The 21,275-nt window shown below is 43.0% G+C and carries 16 protein-coding genes; 5 read left to right on the top strand and 11 right to left on the bottom strand.

The genetic code is table 11. The features are described 5' to 3' along the window. Window positions 1-104: 104 nt before the first annotated feature. The 4 genes from prsT to G511_RS0106075 form a co-directional block, all read right to left on the bottom strand. Window positions 105-2,915 (bottom strand): XrtA/PEP-CTERM system TPR-repeat protein PrsT, encoded by a 2,811-nt coding sequence (gene prsT / locus G511_RS0106090; RefSeq protein WP_028468854.1) that lies wholly within the window; start codon window positions 2,913-2,915, stop codon window positions 105-107. 196 nt (window positions 2,916-3,111) lie between these two features. Next, on the bottom strand, window positions 3,112-3,891 hold the full coding sequence (locus G511_RS0106085; RefSeq protein WP_028468853.1) for a TSUP family transporter: 780 nt from the start codon (window positions 3,889-3,891) through the stop codon (window positions 3,112-3,114). Window positions 3,892-3,951: 60 nt separating this feature from the next. Continuing rightward, window positions 3,952-6,321 carry a phosphoenolpyruvate synthase gene (gene ppsA / locus G511_RS0106080; protein ID WP_028468852.1) on the bottom strand — a complete coding sequence of 790 codons (2,370 nt, stop codon included), beginning with the start codon at window positions 6,319-6,321 and terminating at the stop codon, window positions 3,952-3,954. 123 nt (window positions 6,322-6,444) lie between these two features. Next, window positions 6,445-6,990, bottom strand: a complete 546-nt coding sequence (locus G511_RS0106075) for a DTW domain-containing protein (RefSeq protein ID WP_028468851.1) — start codon at window positions 6,988-6,990, stop codon at window positions 6,445-6,447. 235 nt (window positions 6,991-7,225) lie between these two features. Between G511_RS0106075 and ppsR the strand changes: the two genes are divergently transcribed. The 5 genes from ppsR (at window position 7,226) to G511_RS0106050 (ending at window position 13,281) form a co-directional block, all read left to right on the top strand. Beyond that, a complete protein-coding gene (gene ppsR, locus G511_RS0106070; protein ID WP_028468850.1) occupies window positions 7,226-8,047 on the top strand; it encodes a posphoenolpyruvate synthetase regulatory kinase/phosphorylase PpsR in 822 nt (273 codons plus the stop codon). 62 nt (window positions 8,048-8,109) lie between these two features. After that, the gene (locus tag G511_RS0106065) at window positions 8,110-8,862 is read left to right on the top strand and encodes a TetR/AcrR family transcriptional regulator (protein WP_028468849.1); all 753 of its coding nucleotides are present in this window, start codon (window positions 8,110-8,112) and stop codon (window positions 8,860-8,862) included. 67 nt (window positions 8,863-8,929) lie between these two features. Next, complete coding sequence (locus G511_RS0106060) at window positions 8,930-11,281, top strand: efflux RND transporter permease subunit (RefSeq protein WP_028468848.1); 2,352 nt, start codon at window positions 8,930-8,932, stop codon at window positions 11,279-11,281. Beyond that, entirely contained in the window at window positions 11,256-12,053 is a 798-nt protein-coding gene (locus G511_RS0106055; protein WP_028468847.1) for an outer membrane lipoprotein-sorting protein, read from the top strand. The genes G511_RS0106060 and G511_RS0106055 overlap by 26 nt, the downstream gene beginning before the upstream one ends. A 1-nt stretch (window position 12,054) precedes the next feature. Next, window positions 12,055-13,281 carry a hypothetical protein gene (locus G511_RS0106050; protein ID WP_245573826.1) on the top strand — a complete coding sequence of 409 codons (1,227 nt, stop codon included), beginning with the start codon at window positions 12,055-12,057 and terminating at the stop codon, window positions 13,279-13,281. A gap of 54 nt (window positions 13,282-13,335) precedes the next feature. On the opposite strand, the gene G511_RS0106045 is transcribed toward G511_RS0106050, so the two are convergent. The 7 genes from G511_RS0106045 to gcvA all read right to left on the bottom strand — a co-directional run bounded on the left by G511_RS0106045 (window position 13,336) and on the right by gcvA (window position 21,190). Further along, entirely contained in the window at window positions 13,336-13,869 is a 534-nt protein-coding gene (locus G511_RS0106045; RefSeq protein ID WP_028468845.1) for a cupin domain-containing protein, read from the bottom strand. A gap of 112 nt (window positions 13,870-13,981) precedes the next feature. After that, on the bottom strand, window positions 13,982-15,253 hold the full coding sequence (gene gabT, locus G511_RS0106040) for a 4-aminobutyrate--2-oxoglutarate transaminase (protein ID WP_028468844.1): 1,272 nt from the start codon (window positions 15,251-15,253) through the stop codon (window positions 13,982-13,984). Between the two features lie 14 nt (window positions 15,254-15,267). Beyond that, window positions 15,268-16,728, bottom strand: a complete 1,461-nt coding sequence (locus tag G511_RS0106035; protein ID WP_028468843.1) for an NAD-dependent succinate-semialdehyde dehydrogenase — start codon at window positions 16,726-16,728, stop codon at window positions 15,268-15,270. Window positions 16,729-16,731: 3 nt separating this feature from the next. Next, window positions 16,732-17,949 (bottom strand): CaiB/BaiF CoA transferase family protein, encoded by a 1,218-nt coding sequence (locus G511_RS0106030; protein ID WP_028468842.1) that lies wholly within the window; start codon window positions 17,947-17,949, stop codon window positions 16,732-16,734. Next, a complete protein-coding gene (locus G511_RS0106025; RefSeq protein ID WP_028468841.1) occupies window positions 17,949-19,124 on the bottom strand; it encodes an acyl-CoA dehydrogenase in 1,176 nt (391 codons plus the stop codon). The genes G511_RS0106030 and G511_RS0106025 overlap by 1 nt, the downstream gene beginning before the upstream one ends. A gap of 415 nt (window positions 19,125-19,539) precedes the next feature. Then, complete coding sequence (locus tag G511_RS0106020) at window positions 19,540-20,238, bottom strand: aspartate/glutamate racemase family protein (RefSeq protein WP_028468840.1); 699 nt, start codon at window positions 20,236-20,238, stop codon at window positions 19,540-19,542. Between the two features lie 49 nt (window positions 20,239-20,287). After that, window positions 20,288-21,190 (bottom strand): transcriptional regulator GcvA, encoded by a 903-nt coding sequence (gene gcvA / locus G511_RS0106015; protein ID WP_342664783.1) that lies wholly within the window; start codon window positions 21,188-21,190, stop codon window positions 20,288-20,290. Window positions 21,191-21,275 lie beyond the last annotated feature (85 nt).

Below are 21,275 nucleotides of genomic sequence, written 5' to 3'. Positions count from 1 at the left end.
AATTATTTAAACAAGGTAATTATTTTGATAAATGTTTTTATATTTAAATATCAACAGGTTAATGAATCAAAACGCTCGTTTTTTATAAGATTTCAAACATTAATTTATTTAGTGTTCATTTTTATTTCTTGTTTTAGCAATACTGCCCTATCCTTTCCTTCAAACTCCTCACCTAACAACAAAGCTCTATCTAGGTATATGGCAGCCTCTTTATCTCTACCAATGACATTAAGCGCTACCGATAAATGATAAAGAATTTCGGGGGAGTTAGACTCACGTGAACTTGCCTCTCTGAGAAACTTCAAACCTTCTTCTGCGCTTCCAGACTCCACTAGCAACCAACCTAGCGTGTCTGCAATTTGCGGAACATTAGCGGCCTTTTCATAAGCGCGCTTGGCATAACTCAACGCTTCAGGCTGATCCAACTTGTAAAGCACATATGCCATATTATTTAACAGCAAGGCATCTTCGGGGAAACTATCTAGCAACTGCACCAGAGAGATAGCCGCTTGCTTATAGTCTTGAGAAGCGATTAAGTATTCAGAATATGCCAGCTTGATGCTTGAATCTTGAGGGTTGGATTGTAGCCATTGCGCTAAAACTCTACCGGATTCCGTTTTTTTCTCTTGGGCTTGCAACGCCTTATAACGACTACTCACCAAAGCACTGACAGGTTTAAGCATAAGCCCCTGCAAATATTGGGTATCCGCTTTCTTATATTGCTCACGCGCCATAAAAACATCTCCTAGTAGCTGAGAACCTACAGGGTTGTTTGGATATTTTTCCTGCAGCTGCTGCGCGGCTCTTGCTGCATTATCAAGCATCCCTAGCTTTGTGCTCAACTCAACTTGCAACACTTCAGCAGGATAGTAATCCGGCTGAGCTTGTAAGACTTTTGTCAGTGAATAACGTGCGTCTGAAATCTCATTAACACGCAATTGCAGTAGTGCTATTTTATATAGAGCCTCGGCATCATAACCCGCAATTTTAACCATCTTTTTAAAGGTGACTTGTGCTGCTTTAGGCTCGTTTTTCAATATTTGTATTTGTCCTAACGCTGAAAGTATAGACAGATCTTCTGCATGGTTTCGAACACCTTTTATAGCGACACTCTCAGCGAGTTCCAGCTTTCCTAACTCAGTATATAAACCCGCGAGGTAAAGAGCAGGCTCTAATGAGAGCCCATCTAAGGCAGCTGCTTTTTCAGCCCACTTAAGAGACCCATTAGAATTCCCTAACGCCGATTCCAAGCGCGACATTTCAAGCATAACCTTGGTATTCTCAGGGAACTCAGCTATCAACTCATCAGCTAAAGCTCTAGCTGTTTGCAAATTTTTCTCAGCTATTTCTATTTTAACGAGATTTAGTTTTGAAGCAGAAAAACTAGGATCTTTCTCCAAAATAATCGCGAACTGCTCTCTAGCCTCAGTCATTTCTCCTTTAGAGAAGAGAGCTATACCCAGCAAATTCCTATAAGTGACATTATCAGGCGAAAACTCAACCAGCCAACGCGCCGCATCTTTGGCTTTAGTAAATAGCTTTTGCTGAATATATGAAACCGTTAATAGAAAAGCCGTTTGCTGTGTAGGCTTCTTAGAAAAGACTTTTTCAAGTGTTAGCATTCCTCGATCAACATCACCAGACTTTAGCAAGCTCTTAGCAAGCTGCGTCTCAATATAGAGGCTGTCACCTTTACTAACGGCTTCTTCCAGCAGATTAGTCGCCCTGTCGTGCCTGCCTGTTTGGCTGTACGCTGCTGCAAGCATCGCAAGCAGACCAGCGTCTGTTTCAGCCAGTACACGAGCGTTATTTAATAACTTAATCGCTTTTTCTGGCTCGCCTTGCCCAAGTAGTACATCAGCTAAAAGCTTATGAGCGCCAACATCCGTAGGGATTTTCTTAAGATACATTTCAAGATAAGTGCGCACCGACTCCCATTGCTTTAATGCATGATGCGCTAGCGCTGCAGCCATTAATAATTGTGGATCAGAAGCTACTTTTGCTTTAGGAAGTACAGCAACAACCTCAGTGCATTTCACATACTCTAAGCGCGCTTCTTCAGCCTTACCGGACTTTGATAACAACAACCCTCTAAAGTAAGCAGCACGTGGCTCGTATGGTGATTCGTTCTCTAAAAAAGCAAGGTCAACATCAGCTTCATCTAAGCGATCCAAATCAATTAATGCGCCAACTTTAGCAACCCTCGCATCAACATGGTTGGGCTGTATGACAAGTGCTTTATCATAGCTGCTTATCGCCGCTTCTAAGTTACCTAGTGCATGCACAACAGAAGCATGACTATTCCAAGAACGAGCATCATTGGGCCAGTCCACTATTAATTGCTGCGCACTTTCTAAAGCCCCGTCATAAGCGCCTTCCCGGATTTGCAAAATAACATTGGCTAAACGAGGTAATAGCGCTCCACTATCGATATTAAGCGCAAAGTCTATTGCATAGCGGGCATCTTTTAATTGCCCTAACAGAGTGTAAGCTTCAGCCCGGTAACCCAAGAGGTCAACCTGTATGCGTGAAGCTAAACCATCAATAGGTAAGTCAGTAATAATTCTTTGATAATCACCTAGCTGCAAATAAGCCTTTGCAAGATTCAACACAACCAATGATGAATCAGCACCAAATAGAAGCGCTTGGCGTAAAACATGCTCAGCGGCTTTGGCATCACCTTGCTGTAAATATATTTCGCCAGAAAGCACCAAAGAAGGCAGATGGCGAGCATCAACCTGCAATGCATTTTTTAGCTGCAATACAGCTGATGTCAGTTCATCTTGATAATACAGCTTGTTAGCATCTTCAAAATAAGCAGCAACGTCATTAGCACTGCTATTCACGGCGCCAATTGCTGAACTTAAACAACTGAGCGTGAGTATGACAACCCCTGCATTACTAACAAAACTCATTCATTTAGTCCTTCTCATAGCTTAGCCATTATCTGGGTAGAGTAATGCTTAAACATCACATCCATGCATATAATGTAGACACTGAGTCGCAACTTAACAAATAGAGAAGCACCTTTGATTGCTTGTATTTAGCAAGATTTAACCGTTTTTCACATATACAGCTAAGTCTATATTTTATCCTTTACAGAACATTCACTTAACTCCATGCTTTCCAAAGCCCCATTAGGCTAATCACAATAAGGGCAGCACCTACTAGGCGAAAAAATACTGGCGTCTCTGCATTAACAATTTTTTCGTGAAAGTGCATACCAATCACATGCCCAAGAGCAGCACACGGAAGTAGCCACAAATGATGAACCAGCTGAAAATCAATACCCGCCCAAATGAACGCGAAACACTTGATCAATACCAAAATAAACCATAGAACAAACAGCGTATCTCTTAATTGGTGTTTAGCGACATGAGAAGCATAAACAGCCACAATCAAAGGAGCACCAATCAACGAAGTACCACTGATATACCCACCTAATATAAGAAAGCCAGCATCCAGCGTTTTGCTATTGCTAGTAAACGGCTTGTTAAGCACATACCCAACTGCATACACCATAACTATCGTAAAAATAATGCTACTCATGAGCTCGGCTGGAAGCGTCAATAAACCAAACACGCCGATAAGCTTTGGAATGGTCATGACTTTTAATGAGGACTTTAAATATGCCCAATCGATACTGGATTGATGAGGTACTAAATGATTATTTTTGAGACTTTTTTGGTGACTCGTTATTGCGATAAAACTCGAAAAGACTAATAGATGAACAGCAATAATCGGCAAAAACACCAACGGAGCATTATGTACCAGTAAAAGAAATGGAAGCGTCAACACGGCACCACCAAAACCTAAACCCGAGCGAACAAAACCACTCCAAACAAACAAAAGTCCAATAAAAATATACTGCCATATTTCAAGCTGGTTCATCATTTCCTCTAACGTAATAAAGGGGCCTAAGCCCCTTTATTTGATAAAACATAAGCGGGATTAATGCGGGCGATTAGCCAAGAAAAACCATGTATCCAAGACTGAATCTGGATTAAGCGAAACACTCGTAATGCCTTGCTCCATCAACCACTTAGCCAGATCAGGATGATCTGACGGCCCTTGCCCACAGATTCCAATGTATTTACCCTTAGCTTTACAGGCATCGATTGCCATACTTAAAAGCTTTTTAACGGCATCATTACGCTCATCAAAAAGATGGGCTATAACACCCGAATCCCTATCCAGCCCTAATGTAAGCTGCGTCAGATCATTAGAGCCAATGGAAAAACCATCAAAGTACTCTAAAAACTCATCCGCTAACAAAGCGTTTGAAGGAATCTCACACATCATAATCAGGCGTAATCCATTTTCCCCACGCCTTAAACCATTTTCAGCCAGCAGCTCCACAACCTGTTTCGCTTCACCTACGGTACGTACAAAAGGAATCATTATCTCAATATTTGTCAGGCGCATTTCATCGCGCACCTTTTTCAAGGCCCGACATTCAAGCTCAAAACAATCACGGAAAGAGTCAGATATATATCGAGCTGCGCCTCTAAAACCAAGCATTGGGTTTTCTTCACTCGGCTCATATTGATCGCCTCCTATCAGATGTCCATACTCATTAGATTTAAAGTCGGACATCCTAACAATGACTTTTTTAGGGTAAAAAGCAGCCCCTAGGGTCGCGATACCTTCTACGAGCTTACTGATATAAAAATCAATCGGATCATCATACCCAGCAATACGTCTTTCAATTACCTGGCGCACTTCATACGGCTGCTCATCCATATTAAGCAATGCTTTAGGGTGAACTCCAATCATACGGTTAATAATAAATTCAAGTCGCGCCAACCCAACACCCGCATTGGGAAGTGACTGAAAATCAAATGCACGATCAGGGTTACCTACATTCATCATCACATCAAATGGCAACACAGGCATAGATTCAACACTGTTTGTTTGATGTTCGAAACTTAAACGGCCTTCATAAGCACGACCGGTATCCCCTTCTGCACACGATACAGTGACGACTTGTCCATCACGCAACCTGTCGGTCGCATCACCACAACCAACAATAGCTGGGATACCTAACTCACGCGCAATAATCGCAGCATGACATGTACGCCCACCACGGTTGGTAACAATACCCGCCGCTCGCTTCATGACAGGCTCCCAGTCAGGATCCGTCATATCAGTAACAAGCACTTCACCGGGCTGTACTTTTGACATTTGCGAGATATCTGACACTAGTCGAACAGGCCCAGAGCCAATACGATGACCAATGGAGCGCCCTTCTACTAGCACGCTACCTTTCTCTTTTAACAAATATCGCTCAATGACGTTACCGTTATCTTTGCTACGCACTGTCTCAGGGCGTGCCTGAACCACGTAAATCTGCCCGTCATCTCCATCTTTAGCCCATTCAATATCCATCGGCCTGTCATAATGTTTTTCGATGGTGACGGCAATTTCGGCTAATGCATGGGTATCATCATCATTAATACAAAAACGATTTCGATCACTCATCTCTACATTAACGGTAGCCACAGACTTAGCTGTGGAGCCATCGCCAGCATAGACCATTTTGATAGCTTTTGGGCCTAAGGTACGTCTTAAAATAGCGGGGATTTTTTGCTTTAACGTCGGCTTGTATACATAAAACTCATCTGGGTTAACCGCCCCCTGAACAATCGTTTCACCTAAGCCATAAGACGCGGTAATAAAAACAACATGATTAAAACCAGACTCTGTGTCCATCGAAAACATAACACCCGATGAGCCCGTTTCACTACGCACCATACGCTGAACACCCGCAGATAAAGCAACATCATGGTGTTCAAAGTTATGGTGTGTGCGATAAGAAATAGCACGATCATTATAAAGAGAAGCAAATACCTCTTTGATCGCTTGCTTGACCTGGTCAACCCCACGAATATTTAAAAAGGTTTCTTGTTGGCCAGCAAAAGATGCATCAGGTAGATCTTCGGCGGTTGCTGAGGAGCGAACAGCTACAGCCATATCCGCATTACCCGCACATAGCTCAGCGTAGGAGGACTCTATAGCGTTATCTAGTTCGGGTTGTAACTCAGCATCAAAAATCCATTGACGGATTTCGCTTCCAACAGAGGCAAGAGCAACTACATCATTGGTATCTAACCGCTGTAAAGCTTTGTTTATTTTATCTTTTAAACCACTAAAAACTAAAAATTCACGAAATGCATCTGCTGTGGTTGCAAATCCTCCAGGGACATTTACCCCGACAGAGCTTAACTGGCTTATCATCTCCCCTAATGAAGCGTTTTTACCACCTACTATTTCAACATCGCCCATACCCGCCTGATCAAGACGTAATACGTAATTATGCAAAGCTTTTCTCTCCTGCTATTCGGCCGACACACTGTTTATCTGTATTATTGTTCAGCACCACGTCAGCACAGCATACGTTAATTTCAGAAAAAAATGAAAACCCTAACCTACGCTCAAATGATTCTATTTAGGTGAATTATTAACATGACCAATGAATGCATGAAAATCCGTTTCTAATTTATTTGCAAGCAGGTTCTGTTTATTCATCCGCAATAAAGCTATCACACTTTCCGCAGTACATAGCCCCCCATCAATCTGGTTTCTACGTAATATAAACTTAGAATCATCGACTAGATCCAACGAAACCCTTGGCAACAATTTAAGATAAGGGCTTCGATTAAAAATTTTTCGAGCCTCTTGCCAAGTACTATCTATCAATATAAATTTTGAAAGAAGGGCCACTTTCTGCTTATTTAACGGTAAAGCTGGCTTAGCCTCTTCATCAGAGCCTGCCAACTCACCTGTATTACAATTTTTGTTATCTGACCCTTTGTCAGGGTATAGCAAGCCAACTTCACCTTCTTTTATCCATTCTAGTAACGAGGCATCTGGGCATGTTCTTTGCCATGTAATACGCGTCACATTCAACCCATCAAGCGCTTCTACTAGGCGTCCTGTATTAGTCTTTTTAAGCAGTTCTCGTTCATGTGTCAGTAAAATTATATGCATTAATATATGGACAACCTGCGGTTTAACTAACGACAAAAAGAAGACTAATCACATGTAAAACACTACCTTTTACATTGCTAACTACAAACCAGCAAATAATATCATAATTACCAACGGCACTATCACTGCGCTTTTAACAAGAGAAGAGTTACTCAAATTTCATAGGTAAACATTTCTAGCTGTAGAGAAAAAACATATTTGCTATAGTGGTTTACTAATTCACGCAGAGAGTCTCATGAAACGTACTGTATTTTTTATTTCTGATGGAACAGGCATTACAGCAGAAGCATTAGGCGATAGCCTTCTTGCACAGTTTGAAGAGATCGAATTCGAAAAAATCACACTCCCTTATATCAACACTCAAGAAAAAGCGCTGGAGGCAGTACAAAGCATTACTGCTGCCGGGGTCAACGACGGTTTAAGACCCATTCTGATCGACACCATTGTTAATGATGAAATTCGCCAAATATTGAATACATGTGACACACTTAAAATTGATATTTTCTCTACCTTTATCAAGCCATTGGAAAACGAGTTTGCTACAAAATCTTCGTATTCTGTCGGAAAATCACATGCAATTGTTGAATCTGACCGCTACAAGGATCGCATAAACTCAGTCAACTTCGCTCTTGATAACGATGATGGCGCCAGAACCAAGCAATATAACGAAGCCGATATTATCTTATTAGGCGTATCTCGTTGCGGCAAAACACCGACCTGCCTTTATATGGCGCTACAGTTTGGTATTCGTGCTGCAAACTACCCGCTTACAGAAGATGACCTGGAAAGCAATGGACTTCCGGCATGCTTAGAGCCTTATAAAGACAAACTATACGGCCTAACCATTGACCCTTTTCAACTAACGGCGATTCGCCATGAACGCCGCCCTAATAGCCGCTACTCGTCTCTCAACCAATGCGATACAGAAATCAGATTTGTTGAAAGGCTTTTTGCTTCTCAAAAAATATCTTTTATCAACACAACGACTTTTTCGATTGAAGAAATATCTACTCGAATCATGGCCGCTAAAGGCTTGCAACGTAGTCTTAATAATTAATTAATTTTACATTTATATTCTTTTGAGCTATTTTTGACGAATCGTCACTAAAAGAATTATTTATGTCTCCACGTATACTCGATCACAAAGCTCAACTCGAAAGAGAAAACATCCTATTGGACTGTGCTCACGCGTTCATACAACGCGAAAGCATTGCAGCACTGACTATTGATAAGCTGGTAAAAGAGTTACCCTTTTCAAAAGGCACTGTCTACAACCATTTCAATAGCAAAGAAGACCTTCTTCTTGGCCTATGTAACCGTGGCATGAGCATTCTAGCTGAGCTATTTAACCGGGCGCATAAGTATGAAGGCCTACCAAGAGAGCAAGGTCTCGCTATTCATTTCGCTTATATGCTTTATGCAAAGCTTTACCCAACACTGTTTATGCTAGTGCTCACTGCAAAAACATCCAATATTACAGATAAAGCATCTGCATCAAGGCAAGAAGAGCACCTCCAACTGGAAGGAAAACTCATTGGTCCTATTGTCTCTATTTTCCAAGATTCTCTGAACAGGGGTGAAATATCTCCTCCTGTACCCATGACATTAGAACAGCTTTCTTTTGCCTGCTGGAGCCTTAGTTTTGGAACAAACGCGCTCCTTTTACAGAATATTGAACACTGTGGAACACGCTCCAATCTAATCGTAGAACGCGAGCTGATCAACAATGTACATATTCTTTTTGATGGATTTCAATTTCATCCCCTTACTCATGAATTTGATTGGGCTAGCACCATCAGTAAATTTAAGTCTACTACCTTTTTACAAGAAGTTAACCTCCTGAAGGATAGAGGGAATATCCTCGCAATCTAACCATTAGCAACGTACCAATGTTGCTATTTTATTAACGAGTGGCTGTTCGTCATAAACGGAGTGAATTATGAAAGAACGTGTCTTTGATGTTGCCATTAAGCACCCTATCTGGGTCTTACTGGTCAGCATCATTCTAGTGGTAGCTGCAGCAGCAGGTGCTAAAAACCTAGTTTTCAAAAGTGATTACCGTGTGTTCTTCAGTGAGGAAAACCCACAGCTGACCTCTTTTGAAAGCATGCAAAAGGTTTATAACAAAAGCGATAATGTAGCGTTTATTATCGCGCCAAAAGAAGGCTCTATCTTCACGCCGGAACGCCTTGCTGCTATTCATGAATTGACATTACAGTCATGGCAAGTACCTTATTCAACTCGCGTCGATTCCATCACTAACTTTCAGCACACTGTTGCGGAGGATGATGACCTTATCGTTGAGGATCTGGTGCTCGATCCAGAAACACTCGTTCAGAACGATATGCCAAGATTAAAAACACTGGCAACCAACGACCCTCTGATGCGAAGCAAGTTAATATCACCCCAAGGGCACGTTTCTGTTGTAAATATTACTATACAGCTACCAGGCATAAACCCTGTCGCGGAAGTTCCGGAAGTTGTAAGTAAAATAAGGGAATTAGAAGCTCAATTCGTCAAAGCCAACCCAGGGGTAGATCTGTACCTATCGGGCATGATTATGATGAACAACAGTTTTGCTGAGGCATCACAGAACGATTTTACAACACTCGTTCCACTCATGTTTCTTATAGTCATCGTCGCTATTATATTTTTGCTACGCACATTTAGTGGCGCACTGGCGACCATTGTTATTATTATTTTCACTATATTGAGCACAATGGGGTTAGCAGGCTGGACGGGGTTCTATTTAACAGGGCCCTCCATCAGCACTCCAACGGTTGTTATGACACTAGCTGTCGCTGACTGCGTGCATATTTTAGCAAGCTTCTTTTACGAACTAAGACAAGGTGAAGAAAAAAGTAAAGCCTTAAGAACCAGCTTACGTATCAATTTTAGTCCGGTATTCCTAACCAGCGCGACGACTGCGATAGGTTTCTTGAGTATGAACTTTTCTGACTCTCCTCCGTTTCGTGACCTTGGAAACATGGTGGCAGCAGGAGTCATGATTGCTTTCGTGCTATCCATTACTCTTTTCCCAGCTCTGTTGATGCTTCTACCCATCAAAGTTAAGCCTCAAAAAGAAGAAACAACGGGATTAATGGACAAACTTTCTGCTTTCGTTATCTCCTACCGGAAAACTTTACTCCCAAGCATGACAGTTATCATTCTCGCCTTGGTAGTATTCGTACCCTTTAATAAGCTTAATGATGACTTTGTTAAGTACTTTGATGAGACAGTTCCCTTTCGCCAAGCAACCGATTTCATGCAGGATAACCTCTCAGGTTTGACTTCTATTGAGATCTCAGTCAACACAGGCGAATCCAGTGGTATTAATGCACCCGCTTACCTAAATACTGTAGAGAACTTTAGCCAATGGTTAAGAGCTCAACCAGAAACTGACCATGTAAGCACTCTGACTGATATCGTTAAGCGCTTGAATAAAAATATGCATGGCGATGACCCAGCATACTACAAACTGCCTGAGAATCGCGAACTCGCCGCGCAATACCTATTACTATATGAGATGTCACTTCCTTACGGGCTAGATCTCAACAACCAGTTGAATGTCGATAAGTCTTCATCACGTATTGTTGGTACGTTTAAAAATCTAACGAGTAACGAACAAGTTAAGTTAGAAGAACGACTGTACAAATGGTTTGCAGACAACGCTCCTCAATATACAGTTCAAATTGCCAGCCCAACACTAATGTTTGCTCATATTGGACAACGTAATATTCAGAGCATGCTGATCGGAATTACTTTTGCACTGATATTAATTTCTTTCTTATTGGGGATTGCATTAAAATCCGTGCGTTATGGACTCATAAGCTTACTGCCAAATTTAGCACCCGCAGCAATGGGTTTTGGTATTTGGTACTTTATTGATGGTCAAGTAGGGTTAGCACTATCTGTTGTTGCAGGTATGACACTGGGTATTGTTGTTGACGATACTGTGCATTTTCTGAGCAAGTACCGCCACGCCCGAGTCGACAAAGGTAAAGACTCCACAGAGGCGGTGCAGTACGCCTTTGCGAGTGTAGGACGAGCCCTGTGGATTACCACTTTCGTTTTAGTCGCAGGGTTCTTGGTATTAGCCCAATCAAGCTTCAAGATCAATGCTGATATGGGGCTGCTCACGGCTATAACTATACTCATTGCGCTGGTTGTGGATTTCTTATTCCTGCCGCCTCTGTTAATGAAGCTCGACAGCAACAATACCACTAACGACCAGATTACTAATGAGAACAAACAAGGAGAGACTGATGAACCTTCAACTAAAACCGCTTAGCTGGATTCTATCCGCTTTGATACTCGGATCAGCCTCTTATGCCACGGCTGAATCAGCAGAAGACAAAGGCCTAGCTATTGCCCAAAAAACCAAGCAAAGCGATTTAGGCTGGAGGGATATGCAGGCCCAAATGACCATGGTATTGCGTAATAGTCAAGGCCAGGAAAGCATACGAGAAATTCGTTTGAAATCACTTGAGCAAGAAACTGACGGCGACAAAAGCTTAAGTATTTTTGATAAGCCTCTGGATGTAAAAGGGACTGCTTTTCTGAGCTTTTCACACCCCGTAGGAGCCGATGATCAATGGCTTTACTTACCCGCATTAAAGCGAGTGAAACGCATAGCCTCAAGAAATAAATCAGGTCCTTTTATGGGTTCAGAATTTGCTTACGAGGACCTCACGTCTTTTGAAATCGAAAAGTACACCTATAAATTTCTACGTAACGAGCCTTGCGGCGTCGAACAATGCTCCGTTATTGAGCAATATCCTATTGATAAATACTCAGGATACACGCGTCGCATCTCTTGGATCGACCAGTCGGAATACCGACTACATAAAATTGAATTTTATGACAGAAAAGGTGCACCATTAAAAACACTCACCTATGATGGTTATAAACAATACCTAGGCAAGCATTGGCGTCCTGATCTGATGAAAATGGTAAATCATCAAACCAAGAAAAATACAGACCTTATCTGGAGCGATTATCGCTTTAAAGAAGGCCTAAATGACGCAGACTTTAATAAAAACTCATTAAAACGGGCTCGTTAATATGTCTTTACTTCGAAGCTACAACTACCAACATGGAATTAAACTAACCAGCATGGGGCTAATATTAGCATTTACTTCTCAAGCTAACGCCAATGTGGAATTTGAAGCTTCGGGTAAAGTAACCGCTGAGTTAAGACTGTTTCCTGAAAGCCCACAATTCTCTGACCAATATCAGGATGTGAATACTTCTGTAGCCGTTGAACCTGATTTTTTCTGGCAATGGAACGATGGTTTAGATTCTTTAACTTTTAAGCCATTTTTACGGCTAGACCAGCATGACAATGAAAGAACGCATGCTGATATACGCGAGTTGAGCTGGATACATCAAGGGGATGACTGGGAACTGCGAACCGGAATACAAAAAGTATTCTGGGGGGTGACTGAGTTTCAGCATCTTGTTGATGTGATAAACCAAAGCGACAGCGTCGAAGATATTGATGGTGAAGACAAGCTAGGACAATCGATGATCAACCTTTCTCTGGTAAAAGACTGGGGAATTGTTGATCTATACGTGCTACCTGGTTTTCGGGAACAAACCTTCCCAGGAAAGAAGGGCCGCCTACGCTCAGGCATGGTGGTTGACACTGAGCAAGCCCGATATGAAGCAAGCAATAATGAACTTCATACAGACTTAGCCGTGCGATGGAGCCACTCTGTTGGAGATTTCGACGTAGGTGCCCACTGGTTTCGTGGAACCAATAGAGATCCCGTTTTAGAAATGGGAACAAAAAACGGCGAAGCTATTCTAGTACCCTATTATGAGCAGATGAATCAATTCGGATTTGACTTGCAAGCCACAATAGAGAGCTGGCTATGGAAAGCAGAAACCATCTGGCGCGACAGCAAGTCAGACACCTATTGGGCAGCGCAAGCAGGTTTCGAATACACCTTTTATGGTGTCCAAGAAAGCAACGCCGACTTAGGGGTACTATTGGAGTATGGCTGGGACCAACGAGGAAAAGATGCATCAGCAGTTTTCCAAAATGATATCTCGATCGGCGCACGCTTAGCACTCAATGACACATCAAGCACAGAACTGCTAGCGGGAGTAATTTACGATGTTGACTACGACAGCAGCAGCTTTCAAGTTGAAGCGAGCCGGCGACTAGGAGACAAATGGAAAATATCGGTAGACGGTAGATTCTTCTCAACAGATGATAATGCCGACCTACTCTCTTGGATGGACAAAGATGACCATATACAAATAGGGCTTGAGCGTTATTTCTAATACAGTGGCATGTAAATGCATAACACCGTATTAGACATAACCTAGATGTTTTATCTAGCTTGCTGGATTGGAGCTGATAATCTGACACTCTTCATTTGATGTGTTTCTAAAACGGTGGGGGATGGTGCTGCTAAAATAGAACCCATCTCCTTCTTCCAGATTGTAAACATCAAGCCCAACTGTCAGCTCAATGACACCTTTTAAAACAACACCACCCTCTTCCCCTTCATGCTGTAGCATGTCAGCCCCAGTATCAGCTCCGGGCGGGTAGTATTCACGCATTATATTAGTGGTACGCCCTTTTACCGTTGCTCCAATTAAAAGCAACTTAACCTTGTCAGTTCCTACATCTGGCTGCTCGTCTGCCCGAAAAACCACTTTCTCAGGCTCAGCTTCATTCGCAAAGAAATCACCAATCGAGATAGGGACACACGCTAAGATTTTTTTAAGAGAACTAACAGAAGGGCTTACGCCATTTTTTTCTATCATAGATATTGTGCTATTAGTAACACCAGCACGCTTCGCCAACTCACGCTGGGAAATACCTTTAAGTTTACGTATCTGTTTTAATCTCTCACCAACATCCACACCAATACCCTGTAATAATTACGTTTATTGGATTATATCAAATATTTAGCCGGACAATAAAAAACTGACTACTGATTGATAAAAACCAATAGTCAGTTATCTGGCTAGGCTATTACAACTCGCGTAAGCAGCTTTCCATAATATCCAATCCCTCTTCTATTAACGCATTAGAAGCCGTTAATGGAACGAGCACACGAATTGTATTTGCAAAAGTACCGCAAGAAAGCAACAACAACCCACTCGCTGTTGCTTTTGCGACTAGTTGTTTTGCCAAATCAGGGTTTGGATTACCCTGCTCGTCGAACAGTTCGCACGCAATCATACCGCCGGTTGCACGAATATGATCAATACAGGTTAATCCAGACTCTTTCATAGCCAAGAAGCGAGAAGTGATTAACTGCCCTACTTCATTACTACGCTCGAGCAGGCCTTCCTCTTCGATCACTTCGATAGTCGCTAATGCAGCAGCACATGCCATAGGGCTACCACCATAAGTACTACCGATACTGCCAGGGCCTGGAACGTCCATTAGCTCAGCGCTACCCACTAAAGCAGACAATGTCATCCCACCGGCCAAGCTTTTTGCCATGCAGATAAAGTCAGGTGTCACACCAGAGTGCTCAACAGCAAACATTTTACCCGTACGTGCAAAACCAGACTGAACTTCATCGACAATCATCAAGATGCCATGCTCATCACATAGAGCACGCAGAGATTGCATAAATTCAGTAGGCGCCTGATAAAAACCGCCTTCACCTTGAACAGGTTCAATAATAATCGCCGCTACACGGCCAGGATCAACATCTGTTTTCAGCAAGTTTTTAACAGCGTTAAGTGAATCATCAGCTGAAACACCATAGTACGCATTAGGGTAAGGTGCGTGGAAAACCTCAGCAGGAAAAGGACCAAACCCTTGCTTATAAGGTACAACCTTACCCGTCAACGCCATACCCATCATCGTACGGCCATGAAATGCGCCGTTAAAAGCGATAACTGCCGAGCGGCCTGTTGCTGCACGAGCAACTTTAACCGCATTTTCAACAGCCTCAGCGCCGGTGTTTAACAACAAAGTTTTCTTAGCATGGTTACCAGGTGTAATATCGTTCAGCTTTTCAGCCAACGCAATGTACGGCTCGTAAGGCATAACATGAAAACAAGTATGCATGAGCTTATGTAGCTGCGCTTCAACAGCCGCTACAACTTTTGGGTGTAAATGCCCAATATTCAATACACCAATACCGCCAGCAAAGTCGATGTAACGCTTACCTTCAACATCCCAAACTTCAGCGTTTACCGCTTTTTCTGCATAAAACTGAGTGATATTTGCCGCACCGCGAGCAACCGAGTTTTCGCGGCGTGCTTGCATCTCTTTATTCGTTGTCATTCCAAACTTTCCTATTAATTAATGCCACCCAGCAAGGTGTATTTCATTTCAAGATATTCATCGATACCGTATCGCGAACCTTCACGACCGATACCTGATTCTTTAACGCCACCAAAGGGAGCAACTTCGGTAGACAGTACGCCTTCATTTACTGCAACCATGCCGTACTCAAGCCCTTCTGAAACGCGCCATACACGACTCAAATCGTTTGCATAGAAGTAAGCCGCCAAGCCATATTCGGTATCATTGGCCATTGCGATGGCCTGCGCTTCGGTTTCAAAACGAAACACCGGAGCGATAGGGCCAAATATTTCTTCACGAGCAACTCGCATGTCATTGGTCACATCGGCGATGATGGTTGGCTGATAAAAAGTACCGCCCAACGCATGTTCTTGACCACCACACACTAATCGCGCGCCTTTTTGAACGGCATCGTCCAACAACTCAGACACTTTGCTAATGGCTGCTTGATTAATCATAGGACCCTGATCAAAAGAACCTTGCAAACCATGCCCTACTGTTAGCTCATTCACCGCTTTATTAAATTTTTCTACGAATTCATCATAAACACTAGACTGCACCAAAATACGGTTAGTACAGACACAAGTTTGCCCAGCATTACGGAATTTCGAAATCACCGCACCTTGAACCGCTTTATCTAAGTTTGCATCATCAAAAATGATAAGCGGCGCATTACCACCCAGCTCAAGAGACATCTTCTTGACTGTGTCAGCACACTGTCTCATCAGCTGCTTCCCAACACCTGTTGAGCCAGTAAATGAAAGCTTACGAACAACAGGGCTATCCGTTAGAACTCGCCCAACTACCGCAGGCTGTGCCGTTGTCACAACATTAATAACGCCCTTAGGAATACCTGCACGCTCAGCTAGCACCATCAAAGCCAGTGCTGACAAAGGTGTATCTTCAGCAGGCTTCAATACCATGGTGCAACCGGCCGCTAGAGCTGGAGCACATTTACGAGTGATCATCGCATTAGGAAAGTTCCATGGCGTAACCGCTGCCACAACTCCGATAGGCTCTTTACTCACCATAATGCGCTTATCCGCGGCTTGAGCTGGAATCAGATCACCATAAACACGCTTACCTTCTTCTGCGTACCACTCAACGAAGGAAGCGCCATACAAAACTTCACCCGCGGCTTCACTAAGAGGCTTACCTTGTTCAGCTGTCATCAAGTGCGCAAGGTCATCTTTTGCTTCAACAATTAAATCAAACCAACGACGCAAGATAAGCGCACGCTCTTTCGCTGTTTTTGCTTTCCACAACGGAAAAGCCTTTTCAGCAGCAGCAATAGCTTGCTGAGTTTCTTGCACGCGCATATCCGGAACTTCAGCAATCTGTTGACCCGTTGCTGGATCTAAAACAGGCATTGTCTGGCCACTTAATGCACTTTGCCATTCGCCATCTATGAAGGCCTGCGTTTTAAGTAAACTCGCGTCTTTTAGTGATAACATCTCTTAACCTCTTTGAATAACACCTTGATTACACAGACTTTCTATTTCTTCAGACGTCATATCCAGAATAGATTCAAGAATATGAGAACTGTGCTCACCGAGCACAGGAGGCGCCTGATGATACGCGATCGGTGTCTCAGAAAATTTCACAGGATTTGCAACAGAAGGAACGTCTCCAGCATCACGATGAGCAAGAGAAACTTGCATCTGACGATGTTTAATTTGCGGCTCATCAAATACTTGTTCGATAGTATTAATAGGACCGCATGGCACGCCCACTTCTGTCAATTTCTCAAGCCACTGCTGCGTACTATTTGTTAACAGCAGAGGAAGTAATAGCGGAATCAAATCACTTCGATTTTCTACGCGCTTTTGGTTCGTACTAAATACAATTTCTTTTGCCAAATCAGGGCATCCAGCAACTTCACAAAAGCGCTGAAATTGCTGATCATTGCCAACCGCCAAAATAATATGACCATCGGCCGTCGGAAACGCCTGATAAGGCACAATATTAGGGTGCGCATTCCCCAGCCTTCCAGGAGGTTTTCCTGCAGCAAGGAAATTCATTGCTTGATTGGCCAGCGTTGCCACTTGCACATCCAGCAATGCCAGATCAATGTATTGACCGACACCGGTTTCTTCACGGTGTAGCAATGCCGCTTGCACCGCATTAGCGGCATACAGGCCCGTCATCACATCGACTAAAGCCACACCTACTTTCATAGGCATACCATCGGGCTCGCCTGTCACACTCATCAAACCGCCCATGCCCTGAATCATAAAGTCATATCCAGCGCGTTGAGCGTCGGGACCATCTTGACCAAACCCAGTGATCGAGCAATAAACCAAGCGCGGGTTAAGCTCTTTTAATGAATCGTAATCAAGTCCATAACGCTTCAAACCGCCCACTTTATAGTTCTCAAGCACAACATCCGAAACTTTTACAAGCTCACGGATAATTGCCTGACCTTCTGGACGAGCCATATCAACCGCAACTGACTGTTTGCCGCGGTTAGCAGAATGGAAATAGGCCGCATCACACGTTTCAGACTCACTCCCTTTCATAAAAGGGGGCCCCCAGCCACGGGTATCATCACCGCTTCCAGGACGTTCAACTTTAATCACTTCAGCTCCGAAATCGGCCAGCATTTGGCCGGCCCAAGGGCCAGCCAAAATACGGCTCAAATCCAGAACACGGATGTGAGACAGAGCCCCGCTCATCAGAAAAAGGCCTGTAAACCAGTTTGAGCACGGCCCAGAATCAACGCATGAATATCATGCGTACCTTCATACGTATTGACCGCTTCAAGGTTCATCACATGGCGAATCACGTGGAACTCATCAGCAATACCGTTTCCGCCATGCATATCGCGCGAAACACGAGCAATATCCAACGCTTTACCACAGTTATTACGCTTCATTAGGGAAATCAGCTCAACTGGGCAGTTGCCAGCATCCATCATTTGCCCCATACGAAGACAACCCTGCAAACCAATAGAAATCTCTGTTTGCATGTCTGCTAGTTTTTTCTGTACCAACTGAGTTTGTGCGAGTGGACGGCCAAACTGTTTGCGATCTAAGGTGTATTGACGCGCAGCCTGCCAACAGAACTCAGCAGCACCTAAAGCCCCCCAAGCGATACCAAAGCGTGCTTTATTCAAGCAACCGAAGGGACCAGACAAGCCAGAAACGTTAGGTAAAATGTTTTCATCAGGAACGAAGACATCTTCCATCACAATCTCACCAGTGATAGAGGCACGTAATGAGAACTTACCTTCGATCTTAGGTGCAGATAGACCCTTCATACCTTTTTCTAGTACAAAACCACGAATAACACCGTCTAGTTTTGCCCATACAACAAAAACTTGTGCAACAGGTGAATTAGTAATCCACATCTTGCTACCTTTAACGATGTAGCCACCGTCAACCTTGGTAGCACGGGTGCGCATTCCAGCAGGGTCAGAACCTGCATCCGGCTCTGTTAGACCAAAACAGCCAATCCATTCACCGCTGGCCAGTTTTGGAAGATACTTTTGACGCTGCTCTTCACTGCCATATGCATAGATAGGATGCATTACAAGCGAAGACTGGACGCTCATAGCTGAACGGTAACCACTATCGACTCTTTCAACTTCACGAGCGACAAGGCCATAGCTCACATGGCTAGCACCGGCACAGCCATACTCTTCTGGTAAAGTGCTACCCAGCAAACCCAGCTCGCCCAGCTCTTTCATAATTTCAACATCGAATGTTTCATTACGGTTCGCCATTAATACGCGTGGCATTAGCTGCCCTTGCATATAATCACGCGCCGCATCACGAATCATTCGTTCTTCATCACTAATCTGCTGGTCTAACAGGAAAGGGTCTTCCCAAACAAAAGCTGATTTACTCATGGTGATAGCCTCGTTAAATTTTTGATAATAACGCCGCGTGCCTTTTTTTTGACACTGGCGATTAAAACTATTGATGGTTACTATCTGCAGATAGTGTTCATTATTTTTTACAAATGCAAGATATGTAATAATTTTTTTTACATTAAAAAAACAAACGTGATTTATTAAAAATACAATCAACTTGAATTAACATAATTAAGTATTTGATATATATACATAATAATAATTCTATATTCTAGAAATGAGAATATTTACGCGATAGATTGAAAAGTTATTTTTATAGGTTTTGATATGAAATTTTAGTCAGGCGTGTAATTACATGTACGGAATACCGAACATTTGAAAACATTTACTATGCGAGTGTCACAAAGCTATAACAAGCAAACCAACATAAAAGACTCGACTCATAAATGGATCAAGTCGTACTCAAAGCGTAAGCAACGGCGGCTTGCGCATGTATCTTTGTTGTATCAAATAACGGCATATCTGTATCGTCTTGCGTGACCAGCAAACCAATTTCAGTACACCCAAGAATCACCGCTTCTGCTCCTTGATCAGCCATTTGATCAATGATTCTCAAATACTCTTTTTTAGAACTCTCTAATACCTTACCCACACAGAGCTCGTGGTAAATTACATGATGAATAATAGCTCGATCAGCATTACTGGGAATAACGACATCCAAACCATAAACGTCAGTTAAGCGGCCCTTATAAAAATCTTGCTCCATCGTAAACCGAGTCCCTAATAAAGCGACACGTGAAACACCCTGAAAAATCAATGCTTGCGCTGTGGCATCTGCTATATGCAGCAAAGGTATATCGATTTCTGCTTCAATAGCACTGGCCACTTTATGCATAGTGTTTGTACAGATCAGCAAAAAATCAGCGCCACCGGCTTGAACACTCAATGCAGCCTTACTTAAAATACTGGCCGCACCCTGCCAATCCCCTTGAGCCTGACACGTTTCTATCAGCTGAAAATCAACACTAGTTAAGATAACCTGTGCAGAATGCAGCCCTCCTAACTCCTTCTTAATTCCTTTATTAATAAGCTGATAGTAGGTAACCGTACTCTCCCAACTCATCCCACCTAACAACCCAATTGTGCGCATATCAACTCCTTAGTTTCACCTCAAGTATTAGAACCTTACTAATAAACGATCAAACACTACTCTTATGCATCTCTTCAATCACCCAATCCTTAAATGCACGCATACCATAAGTTAAAGACCGATTCTTTTTATGTACCAGATAGAAAGATTTATGCGTATTCAACATAATATCAAATGGCATTATTAACTTGCCGTCCTTTATCTCTCTTGATGTCAACGTGCTGTCAGCTAGCGCTACACCGAGCCCTTCCTGGGCCGCCGCGGTGGCCAGCTGGCTACTCGATAATTGCAACCCTCTACCGAACCCCGAGTGCTCCACACCAGCTAGCTGCAACCACTCCTGCCACTCATAAAGGCGCTTACTGACCTGGATAAGAGTATGCTTTCGCAAATCTTCAGGTTTAGCTAATTGCTTCCCACTTTTTATCAACCCAGGACTGCATACGGGCACTAACAGTACCTTTCTAAGAAAATGCACCTCAATATCATGCCAATCGCCATGCCCAAAATAGATCGCCATGTCTGTATTTGATTTATTAAAGTCAATGAGCCCTGCTGAAGCACTAATTTGCAGCTCTACATCAGGAAATCTTTCCTGAAAGCGCTGCATCCTTGGCATCAACCACCGTGTCAAAAAGTTTGGAGCCACACTAATTGTAACTATATCGGTTTCTGGATTGGCCGTTAGACGCTTGGTTGCCACTTCTATTTCATCCAGAGCATACTTGATAGACACCAAGTACTGCTCACCCATAGGCGTCAACTCAACTTTTCTTTTATTTCTTCGAAATAATTCAAGACCCAAGAACTGCTCAAGTGTTTTTACTTGATGGCTAACGGCCGATGCCGTCACAGAAAGTTCCTCAGCCGCTGCCACAAAGCTTTCATTACGGGCCGCAGCTTCAAAAATTCGTACTGAATTGAGTGGGGGCAAGCGTCTGATAACTAACACCTCATTGATGAAAATATCTCATCATTTTGATGAAAATTGATCGTTTGTGCAAGTAGCACCTAGACCTTAGTATAAACGCATAAAT

The organism is Neptunomonas japonica DSM 18939 (assembly GCF_000422765.1).
GTDB lineage: Bacteria > Pseudomonadota > Gammaproteobacteria > Pseudomonadales > Balneatricaceae > Neptunomonas > Neptunomonas japonica.
This window is presented reverse-complemented; position numbering and strand designations above follow the sequence as displayed.

Coding starts and splice junctions, on each gene's coding strand:
- prsT (WP_028468854.1), bottom strand. CDS start 2,915: ATGAGTTTTGTTAGTAATGCAGGGGTTGTCATACTCACGCTCAGTTGT.
- G511_RS0106085 (WP_028468853.1), bottom strand. CDS start 3,891: ATGAACCAGCTTGAAATATGGCAGTATATTTTTATTGGACTTTTGTTT.
- G511_RS0106075 (WP_028468851.1), bottom strand. CDS start 6,990: ATGCATATAATTTTACTGACACATGAACGAGAACTGCTTAAAAAGACT.
- ppsR (WP_028468850.1), top strand. CDS start 7,226: ATGAAACGTACTGTATTTTTTATTTCTGATGGAACAGGCATTACAGCA.
- G511_RS0106065 (WP_028468849.1), top strand. CDS start 8,110: ATGTCTCCACGTATACTCGATCACAAAGCTCAACTCGAAAGAGAAAAC.
- G511_RS0106060 (WP_028468848.1), top strand. CDS start 8,930: ATGAAAGAACGTGTCTTTGATGTTGCCATTAAGCACCCTATCTGGGTC.
- G511_RS0106055 (WP_028468847.1), top strand. CDS start 11,256: ATGAACCTTCAACTAAAACCGCTTAGCTGGATTCTATCCGCTTTGATA.
- G511_RS0106050 (WP_245573826.1), top strand. CDS start 12,055: ATGTCTTTACTTCGAAGCTACAACTACCAACATGGAATTAAACTAACC.
- gabT (WP_028468844.1), bottom strand. CDS start 15,253: ATGACAACGAATAAAGAGATGCAAGCACGCCGCGAAAACTCGGTTGCT.
- G511_RS0106035 (WP_028468843.1), bottom strand. CDS start 16,728: ATGTTATCACTAAAAGACGCGAGTTTACTTAAAACGCAGGCCTTCATA.
- G511_RS0106030 (WP_028468842.1), bottom strand. CDS start 17,949: ATGAGCGGGGCTCTGTCTCACATCCGTGTTCTGGATTTGAGCCGTATT.
- G511_RS0106025 (WP_028468841.1), bottom strand. CDS start 19,124: ATGAGTAAATCAGCTTTTGTTTGGGAAGACCCTTTCCTGTTAGACCAG.
- G511_RS0106020 (WP_028468840.1), bottom strand. CDS start 20,238: ATGCGCACAATTGGGTTGTTAGGTGGGATGAGTTGGGAGAGTACGGTT.